This window comes from Pseudoalteromonas sp. SWXJZ94C (assembly GCF_015864385.1).
In the GTDB taxonomy this organism is placed as follows: domain Bacteria; phylum Pseudomonadota; class Gammaproteobacteria; order Enterobacterales; family Alteromonadaceae; genus Pseudoalteromonas.
The window spans coordinates 1-21325 of sequence record NZ_JADYXF010000058.1; the positions used below are offsets into that span (position 1 = coordinate 1).

The 21325-nt window shown below is 38.9% G+C and carries 16 protein-coding genes and 2 rRNA genes; 12 read left to right on the plus strand and 6 right to left on the minus strand.

The features are described from left to right. From rrf (I6F65_RS18935) to glsB, 3 genes are all read left to right on the plus strand, one after another. Positions 1-115, plus strand: a 5S ribosomal RNA gene (gene rrf, locus I6F65_RS18935). A gap of 63 nt (positions 116-178) precedes the next feature. Continuing rightward, positions 179-293, plus strand: a 5S ribosomal RNA gene (gene rrf, locus I6F65_RS18940). 611 nt (positions 294-904) lie between these two features. Continuing rightward, on the plus strand, positions 905-1828 hold the full coding sequence (gene glsB, locus I6F65_RS18945) for a glutaminase B (protein WP_166114732.1): 924 nt from the start codon (positions 905-907) through the stop codon (positions 1826-1828). 37 nt (positions 1829-1865) lie between these two features. Here the strand turns inward: glsB and I6F65_RS18950 are convergent, their stop codons facing one another. Then, positions 1866-3170: an inosine/guanosine kinase gene (locus tag I6F65_RS18950; RefSeq protein ID WP_166114735.1), complete on the minus strand. Its 1305-nt coding sequence runs from the start codon at positions 3168-3170 to the stop codon at positions 1866-1868. A 178-nt stretch (positions 3171-3348) separates the two neighbouring features. Between I6F65_RS18950 and tadA the strand changes: the two genes are divergently transcribed. After that, positions 3349-3855: a tRNA adenosine(34) deaminase TadA gene (tadA, locus tag I6F65_RS18955; protein WP_166114738.1), complete on the plus strand. Its 507-nt coding sequence runs from the start codon at positions 3349-3351 to the stop codon at positions 3853-3855. Here tadA and I6F65_RS18960 read toward each other — a convergent pair. Both I6F65_RS18960 and mltF read right to left on the minus strand, forming a co-directional pair. Further along, positions 3852-4019 carry a hypothetical protein gene (locus I6F65_RS18960; protein ID WP_166114740.1) on the minus strand — a complete coding sequence of 56 codons (168 nt, stop codon included), beginning with the start codon at positions 4017-4019 and terminating at the stop codon, positions 3852-3854. The two genes, tadA and I6F65_RS18960, sit on opposite strands and share 4 nt — an antisense overlap. A 166-nt stretch (positions 4020-4185) precedes the next feature. Beyond that, on the minus strand, positions 4186-5748 hold the full coding sequence (gene mltF / locus I6F65_RS18965) for a membrane-bound lytic murein transglycosylase MltF (protein ID WP_197114402.1): 1563 nt from the start codon (positions 5746-5748) through the stop codon (positions 4186-4188). Positions 5749-5959: 211 nt separating this feature from the next. On the opposite strand from mltF, the gene purL reads away from it, so the two are divergent. The 4 genes from purL to I6F65_RS18985 all read left to right on the plus strand — a co-directional run bounded on the left by purL (position 5960) and on the right by I6F65_RS18985 (position 12963). After that, a complete protein-coding gene (gene purL, locus I6F65_RS18970) occupies positions 5960-9850 on the plus strand; it encodes a phosphoribosylformylglycinamidine synthase (protein WP_197114404.1) in 3891 nt (1296 codons plus the stop codon). A 121-nt stretch (positions 9851-9971) separates the two neighbouring features. After that, positions 9972-12422, plus strand: coding sequence for a YdbH domain-containing protein (locus tag I6F65_RS18975; RefSeq protein ID WP_197114406.1), 2451 nt, complete (start codon positions 9972-9974; stop codon positions 12420-12422). A gap of 2 nt (positions 12423-12424) precedes the next feature. Further along, a complete protein-coding gene (locus I6F65_RS18980) occupies positions 12425-12622 on the plus strand; it encodes a YnbE family lipoprotein (RefSeq protein ID WP_165729381.1) in 198 nt (65 codons plus the stop codon). A gap of 11 nt (positions 12623-12633) precedes the next feature. Beyond that, positions 12634-12963 carry a YdbL family protein gene (locus I6F65_RS18985; protein ID WP_166114754.1) on the plus strand — a complete coding sequence of 110 codons (330 nt, stop codon included), beginning with the start codon at positions 12634-12636 and terminating at the stop codon, positions 12961-12963. Positions 12964-13035: 72 nt separating this feature from the next. On the opposite strand, the gene I6F65_RS18990 is transcribed toward I6F65_RS18985, so the two are convergent. Then, the gene (locus tag I6F65_RS18990) at positions 13036-13584 is read right to left on the minus strand and encodes a DUF1415 domain-containing protein (protein WP_166114757.1); all 549 of its coding nucleotides are present in this window, start codon (positions 13582-13584) and stop codon (positions 13036-13038) included. Continuing rightward, complete coding sequence (waaA, locus tag I6F65_RS18995; RefSeq protein WP_166114761.1) at positions 13581-14879, minus strand: lipid IV(A) 3-deoxy-D-manno-octulosonic acid transferase; 1299 nt, start codon at positions 14877-14879, stop codon at positions 13581-13583. The genes I6F65_RS18990 and waaA overlap by 4 nt, the downstream gene beginning before the upstream one ends. Positions 14880-15061: 182 nt before the next feature. On the opposite strand from waaA, the gene I6F65_RS19000 reads away from it, so the two are divergent. Then, entirely contained in the window at positions 15062-15652 is a 591-nt protein-coding gene (locus tag I6F65_RS19000; RefSeq protein WP_002961065.1) for an SIS domain-containing protein, read from the plus strand. Further along, a complete protein-coding gene (gene hldE / locus I6F65_RS19005) occupies positions 15652-17091 on the plus strand; it encodes a bifunctional D-glycero-beta-D-manno-heptose-7-phosphate kinase/D-glycero-beta-D-manno-heptose 1-phosphate adenylyltransferase HldE (RefSeq protein WP_166114765.1) in 1440 nt (479 codons plus the stop codon). The genes I6F65_RS19000 and hldE overlap by 1 nt, the downstream gene beginning before the upstream one ends. A 243-nt stretch (positions 17092-17334) precedes the next feature. Here hldE and I6F65_RS19010 read toward each other — a convergent pair whose 3' ends face one another. After that, the gene (locus tag I6F65_RS19010; protein ID WP_166114767.1) at positions 17335-18882 is read right to left on the minus strand and encodes a capsule assembly Wzi family protein; all 1548 of its coding nucleotides are present in this window, start codon (positions 18880-18882) and stop codon (positions 17335-17337) included. Positions 18883-19051: 169 nt separating this feature from the next. Here I6F65_RS19010 and I6F65_RS19015 point away from each other — a divergent pair, with 169 nt between their 5' ends. Together I6F65_RS19015 and I6F65_RS19020 are read left to right on the plus strand one after the other, a co-directional pair. Next, a complete protein-coding gene (locus I6F65_RS19015; RefSeq protein ID WP_197114408.1) occupies positions 19052-20125 on the plus strand; it encodes a glycosyltransferase family 1 protein in 1074 nt (357 codons plus the stop codon). After that, a complete protein-coding gene (locus I6F65_RS19020) occupies positions 20122-21222 on the plus strand; it encodes a glycosyltransferase (protein ID WP_197114410.1) in 1101 nt (366 codons plus the stop codon). The genes I6F65_RS19015 and I6F65_RS19020 overlap by 4 nt, the downstream gene beginning before the upstream one ends. Positions 21223-21325 lie beyond the last annotated feature (103 nt).

Consider the following 21325-nt stretch of genomic DNA (forward strand, 5'->3'; position numbering starts at 1 on the left):
CTTGGTGACAATAGCGTTTTGGACCCACCTGATCCCATGCCGAACTCAGTAGTGAAACGAAACAGCGCCGATGATAGTGTAGCATTTGCTATGTGAAAGTAGGACATTACCAGGCTTCAAATTCAGTCGAAGGACTTTAATCTTAATAATTAAAAATAAGAAAATTGAAAAGAATTTTCTTGGTGACAATAGCGTTTTGGACCCACCTGATTCCATGCCGAACTCAGTAGTGAAACGAAACAGCGCCGATGATAGTGTAGCATTTGCTATGTGAAAGTAGGACATTACCAGGATTTAATTAAGAGAAACCCGTTACAGCGATGTAACGGGTTTTTTGCTTTTTGAAATTAGTGAAACTCTGCACACTAAGAGACGACACGATTAATAATAGTGTAGCATTTACTATGTGACTCTCCACCGCTGTGGGCACTACGACATTACCAGGATTTAATTAAGAGAAACCCGTTACAGCAATGTAACGGGTTTTTTGCTTTTTGAAATTAGTAAAACCCTGCACACTAAGAGGCGACACGATTAATAATAGTGTCGCATTTGCTATGTGACTCTCCACCGCTGTGGGCACTACGACATTACTAGGATTTAATTAAGAGAAACCCGTTACAGCAATGTGACGGGTTTTTTACTTTTTGAAATTAATAAAACTCTGCACACTAAGAAACCACACGATTAATAATAGTGTGGTATTTGCTATGTGGCTCTCCACGGCTATGGGCACTACGACATTATCCGAATTCAATTAAAAGAAACTCGCTGCAGTAATATGACGTTTTTTTGCTTTTTTAAATTAAGCAAAGTCTCACCTTTAAATTCAATAACAAAACTAGGTGTGACTATTCGCGCGTGCTAAAATTCAATTTTATGAATGATGATATAGAGGTTTAGATTGCCTACTGCGGATTATCAACGTGTATTGAATGAGGTAACTCAAGAAGTAGCACCTTTGCTATCGCAAGGAAAAGTAGCTGATTATATTCCAGCTCTGGCTGAGGTTGATCCTAAGCAATTTTCAATTGCTATATATACTACAAATGGTGAAACAATTTGTGCTGGTGATTGTACGCAGCGTTTTACTATTCAATCTGTCTCTAAAGTAATGACACTTACAATGGCACTACAACGTTACGGTGATGAGCTGTGGCATAGAGTTGGTAAGGAACCCTCAGGTACGGCATTTAATTCGCTTACACAGCTTGAGTTTGAAAAGGGCATTCCCCGTAACCCTTTTATTAATGCCGGCGCTATTGTAACGTGCGATGCATTATACAGCCGTTTATCTGCTCCAATGCATTCAATGCTCGAAACCTTCAGGCTATTAGCTGGTAATAGAGGGATTATTATTGATAAGAAAGTTGCCAATTCAGAATATGAATTCAGGCATCGTAATGCTGCTATGGCGCATTTAATGAAATCGTTTGGTAATTTTGAAAATGAAGTTGATGATGTTTTGTGGGCTTACTTTAACTTTTGCTCTATTGAACTTAATTGTATTGAGTTGGCTAAAGCTTATAATTTTTTAGCTAATAAAGGTGTTGATAATCGATCAGGCAATCGTGTTTTAAGTAGTCGTCAGAATAAGCAGCTTAATTCGCTTTTATTTACGAGTGGTCTATATGATGCAGCAGGTGATTTTGGTTACAGAGTTGGTATGCCTGGTAAGTCGGGAGTGTCAGGAACTATTTTAGCCGTATTACCAAATAAGTTTACGGTCGCAGTTTATTCTCCAGGACTTAATTCGTTTGGTAACTCCGTTGCAGGAATAGCAGCATTAGAACTGCTATCTAAGAAACTCGATATTTCTATTTTTTAGTTAACCGATGGGAGCAAAAATTGCTCCCAACTATTAATTATTGTTCCCAATAAACCTGTTCTAGGCAATCTTCACGCTCTGGTAAGCCGCGAGATAAACGCGGAGAGTGCTGAACTAATACTTCATAGCTAGCTCGGTTAGCATATTTACTAATTTGCGATAGTGACGAGTAAGTAATAGCTTGTTGCTGATGTTTAGCTGAGTTTGCTACATTAAGCTTATGGTAAACATTCGCTGACAAATCATGTAGTACAGCGGCTAATGCGCAATCGCCTGCACCATTGGTGTTTTTGATTGAATCAGGTCCACCCATAAATGGGGCAGTATGACTATATGCTCTGATAGGTTCATCACATTCATCTTTGCGCATAGCACGTGAGAATTCGTAACGGTTAAAATCAGGTATAGCACCTGGTAGTAACGGGTATTCGGTTTCACGCTTTAAGCTTTCGTCTACATAGCCGGCCATAAATAAGCCTTTTTCGCCAGCGGTACAAATTACCAAGTCTACCCAATCAAGTGCTTTATCGGCAGCTAAAAGGGGATCTTCAAAACCTGTAATAGCTAAACCTTCTTCTTCGTTCATAGCAAGAATATCAACATGCTTTTCGACGAAACTTGCCCACCAGGTAGGGTCTTGTTCAATTAAGAACTTAGTACCGAGTGTAAGCACAACTGGCACACCTGCATCATTAGCGTACTTAACCGCTTGCATAGTGGCTTCAGTCATCGTTTCGCTACCTTGAGTGCGCATAAGGTAGGCACTGATCACTAATGCTGATGAATTTACAATAAGATCTTTATCGATAGATTCAGGTCGTAAGTGATTCATTAAGCCAGCGCTTATTGCAAAAGTACGCTCACCGGTTTCATCAATTAATGTAAAACAACGACCGATAGGTCCATCAACTGGTTGAAGGTAGTTTAAATCTACTCGGCTTGAGGTATTACATAAAAAGCGGTAAGCGTAGCTACCAATTTTTATATTTTCGCTCATTACGCCTAATAAAACTGAGCGATCATCTGCAAGTACAGAGTAGTTGTGCATAGTGTTACCAATGGTTCCACCGGCAAACTCAAAATCAACCATATCGTTTAATTTTAAACGATCGTATAAGGCGTTTGTTATATCGCTATCAATAACTTGCGACATGCCTCTACGTAGTTGAAATTCGTCAAGGAAAGCTTGATCAACTTTTGCCTCTATATCAACAACGATCTGATCGATACCCGTAATATAACTACGTTGTAATCGCTCTGTTGCGTTAAGTTGATTGGTAAGTGGATCTTTGGCTTCCACTGGAAAATAATGTTTATGCCTGCGGCGTCCAGGAAATTTCATTTGCTACCCGTGTTGTGAGCTAAATAAAAAAAGCGTGAGATTATAGCGTAAATCAGCACGAGTGAGCCATTACAAACGGGTAAATATTGTTTTATTTTTGCAATAAAGTAATGAATGGCGCACTTTAGAGTGCTAACTAGGTATAATTACGGCATAAAAAGTTACTTAAGCAGAGATAATGAACGATCAATTTGATGATTCCTACTGGATGGAACAAGCGCTTTTGTATGCAAAGCAAGCAGATCAGCTTGATGAAATTCCTGTGGGGGCGATTATCGTAAAAGATAACCAGCTAATTTCAGTAGGATACAATCGCTCAATAACGGATAACGACCCATCGGCACATGCTGAGATGATTGCAGTACGAGAAGCTGGAAAAGTGCTTAATAATTATCGCTTAATTGATTGCACGCTGTATGTAACATTAGAACCTTGTTCTATGTGTGCAGGGTTATTAGTTCACAGCAGAATAAGGCGTTTAGTATTTGGTGCCGTTGATGCAAAAACAGGATCTGCGGGTTCAATAATGAACCTACTACAAGAGCCTCGGTTAAATCATCAAGTTGAGGTGTGTGGTGGTGTTTTAGCACAACAGTGCGGTGATACTATTTCGGATTTTTTTAAACGTAGAAGAGCGCAAATCAAAGCAGCTAAAAAAGCTGCTCGGGATGCTACCAGTCTTTAATTAACGATTGGCTGGATTTCTGAACCTTCCATTTGCTGCATAGCAAACATGCGACGGCGCCAGATTATTTTTTTGTGTAGCTTGCGCAACATAACACGACGACGTGTTGCAGTTGAGTAAATTACATTACGTTTTAATTTTTGTGTGCGTCTACGTTTTAGCATGTGTTCTCCTAATGCGTAAGATTGAGCAAGGCACAGGTATATCCCTATAAAATACAGATATACAATTAACACACATTAGTGATCATTTGATGACAAGTAAACAGATATTTAATTTACTTATTTTTTGTTCTTATCAAGTACACAAACAAGATTACATCTATTTATATTAGCGATTATTAGTTTTTAGCTCTTTTGATTGTTCTACTGCTTTTTTATCTACTACTTCTTCTAATTTTTCAGGTGAATCTTTAACAGATTCAGATTCAGATTCAGATTCAGATTCAGGTTCAGTTTTGTTGCTTTTCTCGTTAATTGGCTCTAAAACAGGGTCTATAACAGGTTCGATAACATTAACCGGATCTGCTTTTGGTTCTGGATCAATTGCATCATTTTCATCGAGCCAAACGAGTGCATCATAATACCTTCTAATATTATCAACATACTTTACAGCTACATCGCCACGGGAATAACCGTAGCGAGTTTTACGGTAATAGCGCTTTTTAATTAGTAGCGGCAAGCGTTTTTTTACATCAGCCCATTTATCAGGGCTTGCGCCTTGCTGTTCGGTAATTATACGTGCGTCATTAACGTGTCCCCAACCTACATTGTAAGCCGCTAGTGCAAGCCATGTTCTATCCGGTTGAGGGATTCTGTCGGGAATACGCTTAATCAGTTTACTTAAATATTTACCACCACCGCGAATGTTTTGCTCTGGCTCTAATCGGTTAGTAACACCCACTTGCTTGGCTGTACTGCGGGTTAGCATCATGATACCGCGCACACCCGTTGGTGATTTAGCACGAGGATTCCACATAGATTCTTGATAGCTAAGTGCTGCTAATAATCGCCAGTCAAGGCTACCTGCATATTGTTCAAACCATGGCTGGTATGTTGGTAAGGTTTCTTTAATTGCTTCTATATAGGCTAGGGTATTTACATAGTTAAATTGGCGTACGTGACCAAAGTATTTTTCTTCAAGTACATAGAGCTGGTTACTTTGCTTAACGTCACCAAAAAATGGCACTAATAATGCGTACAAAGAATCATCTTTAGATTTATTGAGTATCCATGCAATTGGGTCATTATGACTAACAGAAAAACCAATACTTAAATTTGGGTGGTAACGGCGAAACAGCGATAATGTATGCGTATCAGCAAGTGTATAATCTATTTCTCCATCAATAACTGCTTGGAGAAGTTCTTCTTCGTCAAATTCTTCGCTTTCTGTCCAGGTAAGATCAGGATTGTTTTTCTTCATTTTTTGTAGAGTAAGCGAGTGGCTACTTTTAGCTATAACAGTAAAGTTGCCATCTAAGTCGTCAAATTCTCGAGGACGAACACGACCTTGTTTATAAACTAATTTTTGGCTGATTGTTCTGTAAGTCGGTCCGTAACGGTATTGCTCTGCACGGGTTTTATTATAGGTAAGTCCTGAGGCAATTAAATCTAAATCACCGCTTTCAAGGCGTTCAAACATATCAGATAAATTAAAAAATGGGACTATTTCAAGCTCTACACCTAAATAATCGGCAAAAGCTTGCGAAAGTTCATATTCAAAACCTTGCTCGCCTTGCACTGCTTGATAATAATTACTAGCGCTTGCAAGCGTACCTACACGTATTTTATTGTGTTCTTTTATTTGGGCGAGTTGAGTTGGCTGTTCTTGCATATCACATGCACATAACAGCATAACTAAAGTAATGATTATTATTAGCTTTTCTTTCAACATTGTTTGCCTCTTTAACCCATTAAACCCCGTTATAGCAAAACTTAGCCACTACGTCACTTTACCTTTTATTTTATTAACTAAAAGCGGCTATAAATAAAGCTGAAAAGTTAATTTTATGAAAAGCGTAATTTTGAGTTAAATCTCAATGCTACTTAGACTATAATGTTGCCCTAAAATATCGTTCAATCCCTAACCCCGGGTGAAATTATCTATGTTGATCCTTCGTGGTGCACCAGCACTTTCAGAGTTCAGAGTTAATAAAATTTTAGCGCGTTGCCAACAATCGCAACTTCCAGTCACTAACGTATACGCCGAGTATGCTCACTTTGCCGATTTAACATCGCCGTTGAGTAGCTCCGAGCAAACCAAGCTTGAAAAACTATTAACTTACGGTCCAACTATTGCTGAGCATACCCCAGCCGGCAAACTTGTACTTGTTACACCTCGCCCAGGTACCATTTCACCTTGGGCATCTAAAGCAACCGATATTGCCCATAACTGTGGTTTAAAACAGGTTCACCGTGTTGAACGCGGTATTGCTTATTATGTTGAAGGTGACTTAAACGCAGAACAACTTGCACAAGTAATTGCGTTATTACACGACCGTATGACCGAAGCCACGCATAGTGAGCTTGAAGATGCTGCACAACTGTTTCGCAGTGATGCACCGCGCCAAATGTCGTCTGTTGATATTTTAGGTGGCGGACGCGAAGCATTAGCAATAGCCAATGTTGAGCAAGGTTTTGCCCTTGCTGATGACGAAATAGATTACTTGGTAGAAAACTTTATAAAGTTAGGACGTAACCCTAACGACATCGAATTGTTTATGTTTGCACAAGCAAACTCAGAGCATTGTCGCCATAAAATATTTAATGCTGACTGGACAATTGATGGAAAAGAGCAGCCAAAATCGCTGTTTAAAATGATTAAAAATACGTTTGAGTTAAATCCTGAAAATGTATTGTCGGCGTATAAAGATAACGCGGCAGTAATGAAAGGCTCAAAAGCGGGTCGCTTCTTCCCAAATGCGCAAGGTGAATATGCGTATCATCAAGAAGACATTGAAATACTAATGAAAGTTGAAACGCATAACCACCCAACAGCTATTGCCCCATTCTCAGGTGCGGCTACAGGCTCTGGTGGTGAGATTCGCGATGAAGGCGCAACTGGTCGTGGCTCTAAGCCAAAAGCAGGTTTAGTTGGCTTTACTGTATCAAACTTACGTATTCCAGGTTACGAGCAACCATGGGAAAGCGATTTTGGTAAGCCGAGTCGTATTGTTAACGCGCTTGATATAATGACAGAGGGACCACTAGGTGGCGCTGCATTTAATAATGAGTTTGGTCGTCCTAACTTATTAGGCTACTTCCGTACTTACGAAGAAAAAGTAACAAGCCATAATGGCGAAGAAGTACGTGGTTACCATAAACCCATTATGCTTGCCGGTGGTTTAGGTAATATTCGCTCTGATCATGTTCAAAAAGGCGATATTCCTATTGGCGCTAAATTAATTGCGCTAGGTGGACCTGCAATGAACATTGGTTTAGGCGGTGGTGCTGCATCAAGCATGGCTTCAGGTCAATCAAACGAAGATTTAGATTTTGCTTCAGTACAACGCGAAAACCCAGAAATGGAACGTCGTTGCCAAGAAGTTATCGATAAATGTTGGCAGCTAGGTGACGAAAACCCAATTGCATTCATCCACGATGTAGGTGCTGGCGGTTTATCAAATGCGTTCCCTGAGCTTGTTAATGATGGCGGACGTGGTGGTAAGTTCCAATTACGTAGCATTCCTAACGATGAGCCAGGCATGGCACCACACGAAATTTGGTGTAATGAATCACAAGAACGTTATGTACTCGCTGTTGGCGTAGAGGACTTTGATCGCTTTGAAGCAATTTGTAAGCGTGAACGTGCCCAGTACGCTGTTATTGGTGAAGCAACCGCTGAACCTCACTTAACAGTGTCAGACAGCCATTTTGAAAATAACCCTGTTGATTTACCGCTGGACGTATTATTAGGTAAAGCACCTAAAATGCACCGCGATGTAACGTCAAAGCAAGTTGTTGGTAAAGCGCTTGATACTACATTAATAAATGCAGCAGATGCAGCGCAGCGCTTAATGCGTTTACCTGCCATTGCAGAAAAAACATTCTTAATAACTATTGGCGATCGCTCAGTTACGGGTTTAGTAGCACGCGATCAAATGGTCGGTCCTTGGCAAGTACCTGTTGCTAACTGTGCAGTAACTGCGGCAACGTATGATACTTACCACGGTGAAGCTATGTCACTTGGTGAGCGTACTCCTGCAGCATTACTTAATTACGGTGCATCTGCTCGTTTAGCTGTAGCTGAGTCGTTAACTAATATTGCCTGTGCAAACATTGGTAGCCTTGAAAACATTAAGTTATCGGCAAACTGGATGGCAGCAGCGGGTCACCCAGGTGAAGATGCTGGTTTATACGAAGCTGTTAAAGCCGTAGGCGAAGAGCTTTGTCCTGCGCTTGGTTTAACGATTCCAGTAGGTAAAGATTCTATGTCGATGAAAACGACATGGAAAGATGAAGGTGACTCACAAGAGAAGTCAGTAACATCGCCGCTTTCATTGGTTATAACGGCATTTGGTCGTGTTGACGACGTACGTAAAACAGTAACTCCACAACTGCGCACAGATAAAGGCGATACATCGCTTATATTAGTTGATTTAGGTGCGGGTAAAAACCGCATGGGCGCATCAAGCCTTGCACAAGTTTATAAGCAATTGGGTGATGTAACACCTGATGTTGATAGCCCTGAGTTATTAAAAGGCTTTTATAACGCAATGCAAGCGCTAGTGGCTGATAGTAAGTTACTTGCTTATCATGACCGTTCAGACGGTGGTTTATTTACCACGGTTGCTGAAATGGCGTTTACGGGTCATACCGGTGTAACGGTTGATTTAGTTGGTTTAACAGGCTCTGACATTGAAGCGCTTTATAACGAAGAGCTAGGTGCAGTAATTCAAGTTGAAAATAGTGATTTAGATGCAGTAAATACGGTGTTTGAACAGCATGGTATTGCAACAATTACTCACAACATCGGTACACTTAATAGCGACGATACTATTATATTTAACCGTGGCGAAAACACGGTACTTAATCATACGCGTACTGAGCTTCGTACTATTTGGGCTGAAACAACGTATCAAATGCAAGCGCGTCGTGATAACCCCGAGTGTGCTAAGCAAGAGTTTGATGCAAAATTTGATGCTAAAGATCCTGGCTTAAACGTAAAACTAAACTTTGATTTAAACGAAGACATAGCAGCGCCATACATTGCAACCGGTGCTAAACCGCAAATGGCTATTTTACGTGAGCAAGGTGTTAACTCTCATTTAGAAATGGCAGCAGCGTTTAACCGTGCAGGTTTTGCAGCCGTTGATGTACACATGAGCGACATTTTAGAAGGTCGTTTAACACTAGAGCAATTTAAAGGTTTAGTGGCATGTGGTGGCTTCTCTTACGGTGACGTACTAGGTGCGGGTGAAGGTTGGGCTAAGTCTATTTTGTTTAACGACATGGCACGCGATCAGTTCCAAAACTTCTTCCATCGTGAAGATACCTTTAGTTTAGGTGTATGTAACGGTTGCCAAATGTTATCAACGTTAAAAGAGTTGATCCCTGGCACTGAGCACTGGCCGCGTTTTGTAACTAATAAATCAGAGCGTTTTGAAGCTCGCTTTAGTTTAGTTGAAATACAAGAGAATCCATCTGTGTTCTTTAACGGAATGGCTGGCTCACGTATGCCAATTGCAGTTTCTCATGGTGAAGGTCATGCTGAGTTTGCAAACGATACAGCCACTAAAGCGGCGCTTAATAGCGGCACTGTAGCAGTTAAGTTTGTAGATAACTATGGTAACCCTACAACGCAGTACCCAGCTAACCCTAATGGTTCTCCAGAAGGTATTACAGGTATCACGTCTACTGATGGTCGTGCCACTGTAATGATGCCGCATCCAGAACGTGTATTTAGAAGCGTTGCCAACTCTTGGCATCCTGATGAATGGAAAGAGGATAGCCCGTGGATGCGTATGTTCCGTAACGCACGTAAAAACGTAGGTTAATTACATTTGCGTTTATACAAGTTAGATTCATAATCTAACTGTAAAATAAAAAAGGCTGCATTGTGCAGCCTTTTTTGATTAGTATGGCTAGAAGCTAGGGCACAAAGCATTTAAGGATAGTATGTTTAAACGAGTTGGTTTAATTGTTGGGGCTGTATTGCTAAGTATCTTGCTGCTTGGTTATGTATTTCGTTTACCTTTATTACAGTGGGTTATAGCGCCTGAGCTTAAAAAAGCAGGCATTATGTTAAATTGCCTTGATTTTTCAATCACGTCTAGCTTAAATATTCATGCTGATAAAGTGTGTGTAAATTATCAAAATCAACAATTACAACTTACTGGTATTACTGCAAATACAAAACGTGTAGATATTAAAAATGCCGTGCTAACGGTTAATCCTTTCCCTGAAAGCGATAATGCTAATCAACTTGCTAAAAATCTCGATTTAGCGCTTCCCTTAAATCGCCCATTAATCAGCATTAAACAGTTTGTAGTAAAAAGTGACGAGCTCAATAAGCCACTTAAAATAAGTATATTAGAACCCACACTAAATAAATTTAATGTCACGGGTGATATAAACGCGAGTGCAATTTTGACTGCTAATAAAGTAAGTGGTCAGTTTACGATTAATGACACTCTTTTAAAGCAAGTTATAAACACTAAAAATACATTAATTGCAGATTTTAACTTTAATACTCAGCAAGCGTTTAGCTTTGACGGTATAGAACTTGAGTTAAATGGCGATATTAGTGCCCAGTTTACTCATACTTATGAGCAATGTCAGGCCAACGTATTAACCACTGGCAAGTTGGCAACTCATTTTAATTTAAACAGCCAAGCGTTAATGTTCAATACCGATTTGCTTAATAACAAAATTAATCTAACACCAAGCTGTGCTGGGTTAATTCCACCGAGTGAATACGCAGGCTTTGTTAGCAAACAAGTTCCTTTAAATTGGCAACTTAAACTCCCTCAATCTATTAGCTTAGAGGGTAGTGAGCTCAGTGTACCTGTAATAAATTTGGTGAGTGAAGGCGATAAGCTATTTGATATTTTAATAACAGATACAACACTAAATATTACATCTCCATTTGAGTACTTACAGACAACTTTATCAGCTCAAATAAATACACCCGATATAAATAATATTAACGTTAATGCTCAGTTATCTGGCGCTGTAATTAAAGGCGATTACGCCGTTATGCTTGAAAGCTTGCCTGAGTTTGCACCTGCAACAGCGAATGGGCTTAGCCTTAGTGGTCACTTTAATATAAGTGAGTTTATAGACTCAAAACCAGTTGGGCTTATAAATGCTAAATTAACGCTTAATAATGTAGATGCGTTTGATATAAGTGCAGTGCAATATCAAGGTGATTTAACTGCAAAAATGGATAAACAGTTAAACGCAGAGGTAGCGTTAACGCAGCAATTAAAAAGCGCAGAATATAAAGAATTTAAAGTCACAGATATAAGTAACACATTAACAGCAAATGCTAATTTAGGTGTAGGTGAGTTATTTGCTGATCTAACAGCAAAAACAAGTATAAAGACTGTTAATAGCCCTGACATAAAACTTAATAATATAAAAGTAGAGTCTACAGGCTTGCAAAGTCGTGCACTAAAAGCCACGCATCACGCGTTTATAAACGATGTTGAGTTAGTTATAAATCATCATATATCATCGCAAGATCATCCGTTTGAAGTCATTATTCCTGAACAAAATGCGCTGCTGTTAAATAAATTTATTAGGCAATTTGAGCCGCTTGCACAGCTGACTAAGGGCGAATTTAATGGCTATATTAACGGCGATGTAAACTTACAAAGTGCATCGTTCAATATGGGGATTAGTCATACAAGTGCACTGTATAACGATTACCTTGCGAGTGATTTAAATAGCGTGTTTAGCGGGGAATATAATTCAGGTAAGCTTAATGTAAAACCAACTACCTTTAATTTAAATGAGTTTAGAGCGGGTGCCGTAGTTAAAGCGATTAAAGGGCAATGGCAAGTGAGTAGTAATACCGCGCTTATAAATGATGTAAAAGGAAGTGTGTTTGGTGGCGAATTTTCGTTAGATACCTACACAATAGGGAAGCCAAACCAAGTTGCTAATGTTAAGTTTGAAAACATTGATGCAAGTAAACTCGTTACACTCGACGATAAGTCAGGCATTGTATTAACGGGGCGCTTGGCGGGGTCTTTACCTGTCCATTTTGATAGTGGAAAAATTGAAATAATTGACGGTAGTTTATTCAGCCAAGGAACAGGTAATTTAAAAATCACCAATAATGCCGCGTTTGATTCAGTAATGCAGCAACAGCAAGAATTGCAACCTGTATTAGGATTATTAACAAATCTAGATATTCAAAAGCTAAATAGTAGTGTTGCACTAAAAAGTGATGGTTGGTTAAAACTCGGTGTTAATTTACAAGGTTATAATAAAGCAGAGCAGCAGCAAGTTAACTTTAACTACAATCATGAAGAAAACGTATTTACCCTTTTACGCGCACTACGTTTAAGTGACGAAATTACACAAAAAGTTGAGCAACAATACTCACAAAAAGGAAACTAATAATGAGACAGTCGTTATCGATAAAAGTACTGCTCGCGCTGGGTGCTATTAGCGTACTAAGTGCCTGCACGCACCGTGTTGAGGTGTCTGCTAAAGAGCCTATTACAATTAATTTAAATGTGAAAGTTGATCACGAAATTCGCGTAAAAGTAGATAAAGAACTCGACAGTTTATTTAGTGACGACAGTGAGTTATTTTAAGGAGCCATAACATGAATACGAAGAAAAAATTAAATATTATTACATTACTTAGCGCTGTATGTATGTCGTTCTCTGCGTGGGCTATTAGCCTTGATGACGCTAAAAACCAAGGTTTAGTCGGTGAAGATAGCTCTGGTTATTTAGGGCTTGTTGTACAAAATGCAGAAGCAAAAGCGGTTGTTGATGACATAAATACAAAGCGTAAAGCGCAGTACTTAAAGCTGGCTAAAAAGAATAACTTGTCACTTTCACAAGTAGAGGCACTCGCCGCTGCCAAAACAATTGAAAAAACGCAAAGCGGTCATTATGTTGAAGTGAATGGTAACTGGGTTAAAAAATAGCGACCCAGCTAGCCTCACTTTGCTAAAGCTAAGAATAAAATCAAGAATAAAATCAAGAATAAAACCGAGCCTCTAAGCGCTCGGTTTTTTACAACCTTCGAGTAACTGCTGCCAAAAATCAATACCCTTACGCCTTGCTAGGTTTATATTATGCTCTGGAATAGATTCAGGCTCGTTATAACTATCAAGTGCTTCGCTCATACTTGCTTCGCGAATTAAATGCAGTGTAGGAAAAGGCGCTCTATTTGTGTAGTTTGCAGCATCGGTTTCATCGCTATCGGCAAATACGTAATCTGGGTGAAAGTTAGCAATTTGATACTTTCCTTCAAACCCTTGCGCGACTAACAGCGCATTAGCTAAATCGACCAAGTCTAAATAATCTTCAAAATCACTAAAGCCGTTATCAAACATGATAAGCGTTGTTTCGCGCTCTGGTTCGCGGTCAAGTTCAACACATTGCTCAAGCATATCCATTACGGCGTCATCCATGCTCGTTGCTGGGCTTACGATGTAATGAATACAATTATTTTCTACTTCTTTGCGGGCAAACGGGCAAAAGTTATATTTAACAATAACAGATGATACCCATTCGCGGGTTTGGCTTATGGCTATATTGGTCACGATTTTGGCTCTAAATATTGATTAATAATGTTAAGTGTTTTTTGTATAGCACCTTGGTTTTTAGCAACGCATTGAGCAGCTTTAATACCTAAGGTTTGGCATGCTTTTGTATTTTGGCTAAACGTTATAAGCTGCTTTGCAAGCTCGTCGTTGTTATCAACCACTACAGCGCCTTTAAGCTTTATAAGTTCAGGGTAAACATGATCAAAATTGTATGTATGCGGACCCGTTATTACGCCCACCGAAAATGCTGCTGATTCTAATGGATTGTGCCCACCTCTGTGGATTAAGCTGCCGCCAATAAAGCTCACATTTGCAGCTCCATATAAACACTGTAACTCACCAAGCGTATCAGCAAGGAGTACTTGTTCATTGTTGTAGTTATTTTGGCTACGACGGCTAAAACTAAGTGGGCTTTGTGTTAAAAGCTCTGCCACTTTATCAAATTGCTCTGGATGGCGCGGAGCAATTATAAGTAAGGCATTCGGTTGTTTTTTTAATAGCTGTTGGTGAGCTGCCAATACTAATTCATGCTCTACAGGGTGTGTTGAGCCTGCAACCCATACAAAGCGCTCGTCAGTATCGAGCTCATTACTGCTATAAAGCTGTTTAAGGTTTTGTACCTTGGCTAATTGCTTTTCACTTGGCGTTATATCAAATTTTATCGAACCTGTTACATGGCTTTTTGACTTATCAAGACCAAGCTCTATAAAACGCTCCGCATCTGTTTTGTTATGGCTCGCAAGTACTGTAATTGAGCGCATAATAATGTACGTTAATTTAGCGACCTTTTGATAACCCTGCTGCGACTTTTCAGAAAGTCTTGCATTGATGACAAGCACTGGTATGTTTTTTTTGTGGCTTATCGCCATTAAATTTGGCCATAGCTCGGTTTCTAAAATACATAATGCTTGTGGTTTTACGCGCTTTAAAAATCTGGCTGTCGCAAACGGAAAATCGATTGGTAAGTAGCTACACGCCACAGTATTTTTAAACTGGTTAAGTATTTGCTCTCTACCTGTTGGGGTATTACAGGTTATAAGTATATTTAAATTTGGATGCGCTTTTTGAAGCGCTTTAATAAGTGGCGTTGCGGCAAGTACCTCACCAACAGACGCACAATGAAAAACTAAAGGTTTAGTTTTAGTCGTAAATAAAGACTTACTGACAAACCCAAAGCGCTCTTTAAAGTGTTCGCGATAACCTTTGTTTTTTTTACCTCGTAAAATATAGAGATAAAATACAATCAGTGGGCTAATAAAAATTAATGCTAAGGAGTAAAAAATGCGTGCCATACTGATCTTTCTTAAAGGGAAGTGGCGTTAGTTTACCGTGAAATAGCCGTTTTCTAAACATACTCGCAATAAAATATGGTCTGGGTTCAGTTATAACCCGATAAAATGCACACAATTAAATAAAATTATGGAATAATGGATTTAATTTTTCCCTGCTATTTCAGTTCCTAGAGGAATTTTTCATGTCAATTATCGATTCAGTAGCAACTAGCTACGTTGAAACATTAAACCGTCATCAAGCATTATTTGAAACGATGGAAGCTTATCATCAAGAATCTATGCAACTGTTAGAAGCGTGCCACAGTGCATTACAAGCTGGTGGCAAGATTGTTTGGTTTGGTAACGGCGGTAGTGCAGCCGATGCGCAGCATTTAGCCGCAGAATTTGTAGTGCGTTACAAATTAGAACGTGGTCCGCTTGCCTCTATGGCGTTGACTACAGATACATCAATTTTAACAGCACACAGCAACGATTATCACTTTGATACGGTGTTTGAACGCCAAGTTCAAGCGCTATGTAAGCCAGAAGATTTAGTTATTGGTTTAACCACATCAGGTACTAGTAATAATATTAATTTAGCATTAGAAGCTGCAAATAAACTAGGCGCTTTTACAGTGGCATTAACTGGACGTGATGGCGGTAAAGTAAAAGATATTGCTAAGTTACCTATCATTATAAAAAATGACGAAACAGCACGTATTCAAGAAGCTCACATGTTTATAGGTCACTGGTTATGTGAAGCCATGGATATGGTTGTTGCGGAGCAGCAGTAATGGATTTATCGTTATTAAAAAACTTATCAGCGGCACGAATATTAGTTGTTGGCGACGTAATGCTAGACCGTTATTGGTATGGTGATACAGGTCGAATTTCGCCTGAAGCGCCAGTACCTGTTGTTAAAGTAAGTAAATTTGAAGACAAAGCGGGCGGCGCAGCTAACGTTGCAAAAAATATAGCGCGGTTAGATGCAAAAGTTGGCTTACTGGGCTTAATTGGTGAAGATGAAAGCGGGCAGATTTTAGAGACTATTCTAAAAGGTGAAAAAATAAGTTCACAATTAGTCAGTGTATGTGATTTACCGACTATTTCAAAAATGCGTGTTATTAGCCGTCATCAACAACTGGTTCGTCTTGATTTAGAAGAAACGTTTACTGAGCAACACAGCCAGCTTTTATTAAACCGTTTAGAGCTTGTACTTGATGAATACGATTTTATTGTGTTCTCTGATTACAGCAAAGGATCTTTAAGCTTAATTAAAGAGATGGTAAGCCTTGCTAAGGGCGCCGGAAAAACGGTTTTAATCGACCCTAAATCGCCAGATTTACATTTATATGAAGGTGCTGATTACATTACGCCTAATTTACATGAGTTTAAGTTAGCGGGTGGTCAAACCGATTCAGAAGAAGCTTTAGCAGCAAGTGCGCGTGATTTAATTAGCAAAAATGGCATTAAAGCCATGTTGCTTACGCGTTCTGAGCAAGGTATGTCGTTAATTAATGCAGATGAAAAGTTTGATTTTGCAGCACAAGAACTTGAAGTAAGTGATGTGACTGGAGCCGGTGATACGGTTATAGCTACATTAGCCGTTATGCTTGGTGCGGGCATGGAACCCAAAGATGCTGTCGAAATTGCTAATTTAGCGGCAGGTATAGCGGTTAGTAAATTTGGTGCAGCGACTGTCTCGCCAGAAGAGTTAAGTCGTAAGCTTGGTCAGTATTTACATACTACTGGTGAGCATTACCAAACACCATTTGATGATGTACTTCAGCATATTGAATTTGCAAAACAAAACGGCGAAACAATTGTATTTACTAATGGCTGCTTTGATATTTTACATGCTGGGCATGTGCGTTATTTAGCACAAGCTAAAGCGCGAGGCGATAGACTCGTTGTTGGATTAAATAACGATGAATCTATTACGCGCTTAAAGGGAGCAGATCGTCCTATTAACCCACTAGATGAGCGTGCAATGGTGCTTAGCGCACTTTCATCAGTTGATTGGGTTATTCCGTTTGGTAGCTTAGATGAAAACGATACTCCCGCTAAATTAATTGAGCAAATAAGCCCTGATATTTTAGTTAAGGGTGGCGACTACGCCGTAGAGCAAATAGCAGGTGCTGAGCATGTACTTCGCCATGGCGGAAAAGTTGAAGTGCTTGAATTTTTAGATGGGTGCTCAACATCAAAAGTAATTAGTAAAATTAAACAGTAATTACTTATACCAACCTGCATAAATCTTTGATCAATTTAACGAATTAAATTGCACTACAATGTCGTTAAAATTTTTTATTTAGAACAACTAGATAAAAAATTTTTGCCTAGTTCTAGCGTGATTTTCTTAGCGTTAAATAGACCCCATATATAAGCAGATTGGTATTATTTAGTTTGCTTAAAAAATACAAAAAAGGGATGAAAACACTGTTTTCATCCCTTTTTATTTTAATAAAGTAACTTATTAAAAGTTATATTCGTATTTAGCAAATGCAGATGTGTCGTTATCTACGTCATCATTATTTGATGCAAAAGCACCTAACGTCAAACGTCCACTCATTGTAATTAGTCTATAGCGAAGCTCTAACTGTTTAGAGTTAAATCCTGTTTTAGTGATTGAATTTCCTAAATCTGGATTGTTAGGGTAACGATCGCGATTATCGCTATTGTAATCAACACTGCGTAGTTTAACTTGCCAATCATCACCGCTTGATAGCTGACCTAATAATGTTAAAACGACAGATTGCGCATCGTTATCGTATGTTGAGCCAATAGTACGCCCGTGATAGCGATAACCTGATTTATAATCAGAATGTTCGTAATAACAGTTTTCAGTTGTAGATCCTGCTGAACATGAAACGCCTGTATCTGTGTACTCAAGATTTACTAATACGTTTTGGTTGTACATACGCTGCGTTGTTTGTACACCAAATAAGTAGGCTCTATCGGCAGGCTTAAACTGTGAGCTTGCATCTTCACCAATAGTACTAGCGTATACGGCATAAGGTTGGTTGAAAAGCGTATCGGACCAGCGAATATCAAGTCCAGCTAATTGATTACCAATTTTTGATTCTAACTGACTATCACAGGTTTCATTGCCATCAACACATGCAGTTTGTCCTGTAATTACATCAATAAAATCGCCAGCAGATCCCGGTTGTCCGTCTCCTGCCCATTGTGCAGACCAACTAAGTGCAACTTCTAACTGTTGAATAGGGCGAAAATTAACACGAGTGCTCCACAGTAATGCATCAGGCACAACGCGTGTCGATTCAAGTTTAGCCATTTGCGCTGTAAAGCCCCATTGACCAATCCAACTTAACCACGGTGTTTCAAAAGCAGTGCTTTGCTCTCTGGTTACACTTAGTGCAGGTAAAGGTTTAGCGTTACCTGACATAATTAAGCTGTTATCAACCCCTGGTCCCCAAAATTGCTCAACAGCACCGGCTCTAAAAATCCAATTACCTAAGCGGTAAGCTAAGTAACTGTCGTCAAGCGAGGTGTCGTTACAATCGGTTAAAGCTTGCTCATCGGTAATTATATCGTCAGCTGTTTTACCTTCAACTAAACATTTTTTACCGTCATCTCTATAGTTAATAGCTATTTTGGCAGCAAAATTATCACCTAAATAAGCATATGCAGCTGAAAGTTCTGACTCTTGTGTATTAGTAGCACCAAAGCTTGTTGCTACAATTGGATCTGTTGCGGCAAAAGCTGAAAGTTGAACATTATGCGAACTACTATTTTCAGATTTATAACGATGCTTTACACGCAGTAATGCATCTTGCAAACTAGGCGAAAGTTGCTCAAGTGATGTGCTATCTACATCACTCATAAAGCTCTTCCACATTAAAGGATAAGTTGTAACAGGTGCTAAAATAATACCCGCATCAGCTAGCTGTTGAATATCGGCTCTTAGACCGTAGTCATCAGGTTTTACCCATGGCTCAGCATTAGCTGATACGCTTATCGCGCAAAAGATAGAAGATAGAAGAAAAATTCTGTTTCGCAAAGTTCAGATCCTTGTGATTAAGATTACGGCTAAGTTTAGCAACCTATGTATGTTATTGCAGTAAATTTTCAAATTTAGGGCGTTAATTTATAGTATAAAAATGTAACCTGCCTATCGCAATAAGTATGCGATTGATATACTGGGGATCAAATAGGAAATTGAGAATGTAATGAGCAACAAACGACTTTTATTTATCCCAGTATCATCGCCAGAAGGGATTGGTGAATATATGCGATCGTTGTTGTTAGCTCAAAGTTTAAAAACGACATTGTCAGAACCATTAGATATACACTTTATTTTAAATAAGCATACCGCTTATGCCGACAGTTGCCCCTTTGAAACAACACTTCTTAATCATTCAGCTACTAAAGAATTAGATAGCGTGTGTGACGTAATAGAAGCGTTTAAACCGCATGTAGTTATTTTTGATTGTGCTGGACGAGCTGGACACATGAAAGCGGCAAAAAAAATAGGTGCTAAAGTAGTTTTTATTTCTCAACATGCTAAAAAGCGTGCAAAAGGGTTAAAGCTTAATCGGATTAAATTAATAGATACCCACTGGGTTGTGCAACCTGATTACTGTATTGAGCCCCTTAGTTGGATAGAAAATACTAAATTAGATATTTTTACTTTAGCACGCCCTTACAATGTGGGCCCTTTTATCGCTTTTTCTACAGCCGATCAAAGGCAGCAATTATTAAATAAGTACAAGCTAAAAGCGGGTTGCTATTTTATTGTGAATGCGGGCTCTGGTGGCCATGTTATAAACGGACAAAATTGCGCAGATACTTATTTTAAAGCTGCGCTTGAAATAACTAAGCTTACAGGCTTAAAAGGTGTTGTTGTATTTGGTTCAAATTATAATAAATCGATACCAGAAGCAGAAGAACTTATTTGTTTACCAAATCAACAAAGCACTGAGTTTTTAGCGTTAATGAGTGACGCTAAAGTTGCATTACTTAGTGCTGGAGATACTTTATTACAAGCTATTGCAGTGCATACTCCTGCCGTTGCTTGCGCTATTTCTAAGGATCAATATAAGCGCCTTAATAGTTGTGAAAAAACAGGCGTTGTTCTCAAAGCTGACCTTAATATTGACTCTATTGTGAGTAAGGTCGAGTATATTATTAATAAACCTTTTTATGATGATCTAACAAATAAATACACCCACCTTGAAAATGTACACAGTTTTGATGTAATAACTCAAGGTGTAAAAAGCATGTTGCTTGGAAGTCATTCGTGAACATTGTTATTGTGATTGACTCGTTAGTGGGTGGCGGGGCGGAAAAAGTAATGCTGACATTAGCTGAAAAAATCGCTCAGCAGCATAATGTTACCATTCTGTCTCTTGCTAACTCTATCGAATACAGCATACCTAAAGTACTTAACGTTGAGAGCTTATTCGCACATAGAGCATCAAAAGTTGATCGGTTTTGGCAACGTAAAAATAGTGTATTGAAACTAGAAGCGTGGTTTGAAAAAAAACAGAGCGAGATAGGTGATATTGATTTAGTACTTTCTAATCTTGATAGAAGTAATAATTTACTCTCAAAAAGTAATATCAAAAATGTTCACTTTGTTATTCATAACTCCGTTAACGCAGAACTTGCACGTCAAAAAAAGTTAGGTCCATTTTCATACTTATATCTTAAAAAGAGTAAGCAAAATTTAAATGGTAAATCACTTATTTGCGTATCAAAGGGTGTTGAAAAAGAAATAACGCAAGGGGATTTAATTAACCCAAGTGCAATTGCGACTATTTATAACCCGTTCGATTTTGAAAAAATAAACCAACAAGCAAATGAGCAAAATAACAATATTCCAAATGAGCCCTACTTAATTCATGTAGGAAGGCTCGCCAAACAAAAACGCCACGATATATTATTTGCAGCATTTGCAAAGCTTGATAAAAAATACAAGCTAGTCCTTTTATGTAATAAACCTGCAAAAGCGTTAAAGCTTGCACAGCAATACGGTATAGAAAAACAGTTAGTAGTGCCAGGATTTCAACAAAACCCATACAACTGGATTAAGCATGCCAAAGCTTTAGTGTTGAGTTCTGATTTTGAAGGACTTCCAACGGTATTAATTGAGGCTTTAGCGGTGGGTACTCCGGTAGTTAGCACTAATTGTACATTTGGACCAAGCGAGATATTAACAGGCGAGCTGAGTAAATATTTAGTACCCGTTCAACAAAGTGAGGCATTAGCCAATGTTGTTAAGCAGATACTAGCAGATAAGCCAAATGTAGAAAACGCAGATATTCTAAAACAAGTACAGGCAGAGCAGGTTGCTCTGCAGTATTTAGCATTGGCTCATAGGTTGGATCTTAAGGAATAAAACTTGAAAACATGCTCTGAATTTGATCTGATAGTAATCGCCAAACCACTATCTATCCCAAAAGCAGAGCATGAATAAATATAATACTGAGTTAAACAAAATA